The sequence below is a fragment of the Dietzia sp. CW19 genome (genome assembly GCF_014145265.1).
GTDB lineage: Bacteria > Actinomycetota > Actinomycetes > Mycobacteriales > Mycobacteriaceae > Dietzia > Dietzia natronolimnaea.
Genome location: NZ_JAALEE010000382.1, coordinates 4,215 through 7,290, shown reverse-complemented (window position 1 = coordinate 7,290; position 3,076 = coordinate 4,215). Strand labels below are relative to the sequence as shown.

The following is a 3,076-nucleotide window of genomic DNA, read 5'->3' as shown; positions in this document are numbered from 1 at the left end:
CCGCGGGCTGGCCGGCGGGCTGAGGATGTTCGTCCGACCGGCCCTCGACATGATGCCGGCGACCGACGCGTCCCTCGGACGGCTGCGCGCGCTGACCTCGGGGGCCGGGCGGGCGGCCGCCCTCGAGACCACCAACGACTGGTCCTCGGACGGCCCCGTGCCCGGACTCTGGGTGGGCCGCAAGCGGTTCTTCCACTCGGACAAGGTGATCTACCACATCCACGGCGGCGGCTTCACCTTCGGATCCCCCTGGTCGCACAAGGCACTCGCGTCACGGATGGCCAGCGAGACCGGCGTGCCCGTCTTCCTGCCCGACTACCGGCTCGCACCGGAACATCCGCACCCCGCGGCCACGGAGGACACCCTCGCCGGCTGGGAGTGGCTGCTGAGCATGGGCTTCCGGGCGGAGGACATCGTGGTGGCCGGCGACTCCGCCGGCGGCAACCTCGCCCTCCAGCTCGTCGCGCAGCTCGAGAAGGAGCAGGCCGCGATGCCGGCGGGGGTCGTCCTGCTCTCACCGTGGGTGGATCTGGACTTCACCGACATGACCGCCCGCGACCGCGCCCGTAAGGACCCGTTCCTCGCCCTCGGCCTGGCCGAGCTCTGCCGACGCCAGTACGCGCCGGGAGTGGACCCGGACGACCCCGCCATCTCGCCGATCAACCACGTCCCGTCCCCCGACTGGCCGCCGTTCCTCGTCCAGTGCGGCGGCGAGGAGATCTTCTGTGGGGGGATCGAGCAACTCGCGGAGCGTTTCGCCGAACACGGGGTCCGGCACGAGTTCCAACTGTGGCCACATCAGTTCCACGTGTTCCAGGTGTTCCACCCGCTCGTTCCCGAGGCCAAGGTCGCGGTGCGCGACATCGGCTCGTTCGTCCGCGGGTGCCTGCGCGGCTGAACCCTCCGGTCAGACCGTCAGCACCAGGCCCGAGGTCGGCACGCCCGTACCCGCGGTCACGACCAGCTTCTCCGCACCCGGCACCTGGTTGACCGAGTCGCCCCGCAGCTGACGCACACCCTCCGCGATGCCGTTCATGCCGTGGATGTAGGCCTCACCCAGCTGGCCACCGTGCGTGTTGAGCGGCAGTCGGCCACCCACCTCGAGCGCGCCCGGCTCGCGGACGAAGTCCTTGGCCTCCCCTCGGCCACAGAAGCCCAGTTCCTCGAGCTGCATGAGGACGTACGGCGTGAAGTGGTCGTAGAGCACGGCCATGTCCATGTCCTGGGGACGCAGGCCGGACTGGGCCCACAGCTGGTCGCCGACGATGCCCATCTCGGGCAACCCCGCGAGCTCCGGGCGGTAATAGGAGGTCATGATGTACTGATCCGGACCCGAACCCGAGGCCGCCGCCGCGATCGACACTGGCCGGTGCGGCAGATCCCGCGCCCGCTCGGGGGTCGTCACGACGATCGCCTGCCCGCCGTCGGACTCCTGGCAGCAGTCGAGCAGGTGCAGGGGCTCGGCGATGTAGCGCGAGTTCTGGTGGTCGTCCAGCGTGATGGGCGTGCCGTGGAAGAAGGCCGCCGGGTTGACGGCGGCGTGCTTGCGGTCCACCACCGCGACCCGCCCGAAGTCCTCGCTGGTGGCGCCGTACTCGTGCATGTAGCGCTGCGCGACCATCGCCACGAAGCCCGCCGGCGTCGACAGTCCGTGCGGGTAGGAGAAGGCGTTGTCCGTGCCGGAGGAGTTGACCTGCTGCACGAGCGCCGAGTTGACCTGGCCGAACCGCATCCCGGAGCGCTCGTTGAACGCGCGATAACAGACCACCACCTCGGCCACGCCCGTCGCCACGGCCATCGCGGCCTGCTGCACGGTCGCACACGCGGCGCCGCCGCCGTAGTGGATGCGGGAGAAGAAGTTCAGCGAGCCGATGCCGGCGGCGCGGGCGACCGCGATCTCGGTGTTGGTGTCCATGGTGAACGACACCAGGCCGTCGACGTCCGACGGCTGCAGACCGGCGTCGGCCACCGCCGTGCGCACGGCCTCGGCGGCCAGGCGCAGTTCGGAGCGGCCCGAGTCCTTGGAGAAGTCGGTGGCGCCGATCCCGACGATCGCAGCCTTGTTAGCCAGCGTGCTCACTGGGGGTCTCCGTACATGTAGAGGGTCGCCGTCGAGGTGACGTGCGCGCCCAGTGAGTCCGTGCCGACGATCTTCACAGTGACCAGCCCGTCGCCGTCGACCTCTGTGACCTCTCCGGTCAGGGTGAGGGAGTCGTACGCGTACCAGGGCACGCCGAGCCGCAGCTTGATGGACGTGATGCGGGCGCGCCGGCCCGCCCAGTCGGTGACGAACCGCTGCACCAGGCCGGTGTCGGTGAGGATGTTGACGAAGATGTCCTTGGAGCCCTTGGCGTGGGCGAGGTCGCGGTCGTGGTGGACGTCCTGGAAATCCCGGGTCGCCAGCGCCGAGGCCACGATGAAGGTCGGGGTCCCCTCGATGGTCAGCTCGGGGAGTCGGTCCCCCACCGCCACGGCGGGCGGCTCGGCGGGGCAGACGGTACGGTTCTCGCTCACGTGACGGCCCCTTCGGTCCTCGCGGGTGACCCCGCGGATTGTTGACGGTCGACAGCCGGTGCACCGGCCGGTCGCCACGCGTACAGCGTCCACGGCTCGGTGCCGAACGCGGCGTCCTCGGCCGGGTCGCCGGGCATGTCGAGGAACTCGACCTCGACCTCCATGCCGATCCGGACCTCGGCCGGGTCGACGTCGCGCAGCTCGCCGAGCATCCGCACACCCTCCTCCAGCTCCACCAGTGCGATGACGAACGGGAACCGCGTGCGACCCGGCACGCGCGGGGCGTGGTGGGTGACGAAGCTGTACACCGTGCCGCGGCCGGAGGCCACGACGTAGTCGGTCTGCTCGGACCTGTCCTTCCAGAGCGCCGGGACGGGCGGGTGCTGCAGCGAGCCGTCCTCGCGCGTCTGGATGCGCAGCTCGTGGGCACGGACCCCGTCCCAGAAGAAGCGGGTGTCGTGCGAGACCGACGGGCGCAGGACCTTGCCCACCACCAGGTCGTCGGTGGCCGAGCCGGAGCTGGAGACGATCTGGTCCGCGGGCGCCGGCGCGGGCTCGGCGG

General features: G+C 70.8%; 4 protein-coding genes. 1 reads left to right on the top strand and 3 read right to left on the bottom strand.

The window, feature by feature from the left end; genetic code table 11:
• A partial coding sequence (locus tag G6021_RS11740) for an alpha/beta hydrolase (protein ID WP_182641351.1) occupies window positions 1-898 on the top strand: 898 nt, incomplete at its 5' end.
• Window positions 899-907: 9 nt separating this feature from the next.
• Here G6021_RS11740 and G6021_RS11735 read toward each other — a convergent pair.
• From G6021_RS11735 to G6021_RS11725, 3 genes are all read right to left on the bottom strand, one after another.
• On the bottom strand, window positions 908-2,080 hold the full coding sequence (locus G6021_RS11735; protein WP_182641350.1) for a lipid-transfer protein: 1,173 nt from the start codon (window positions 2,078-2,080) through the stop codon (window positions 908-910).
• Entirely contained in the window at window positions 2,077-2,514 is a 438-nt protein-coding gene (locus G6021_RS11730) for a MaoC family dehydratase (protein ID WP_347238960.1), read from the bottom strand. Before G6021_RS11730 ends, G6021_RS11735 begins: the two co-directional genes overlap by 4 nt.
• On the bottom strand, window positions 2,511-3,076 hold a 566-nt coding region (locus G6021_RS11725; protein WP_241736534.1), incomplete at its 5' end, for a Zn-ribbon domain-containing OB-fold protein. The genes G6021_RS11730 and G6021_RS11725, both read right to left, overlap by 4 nt.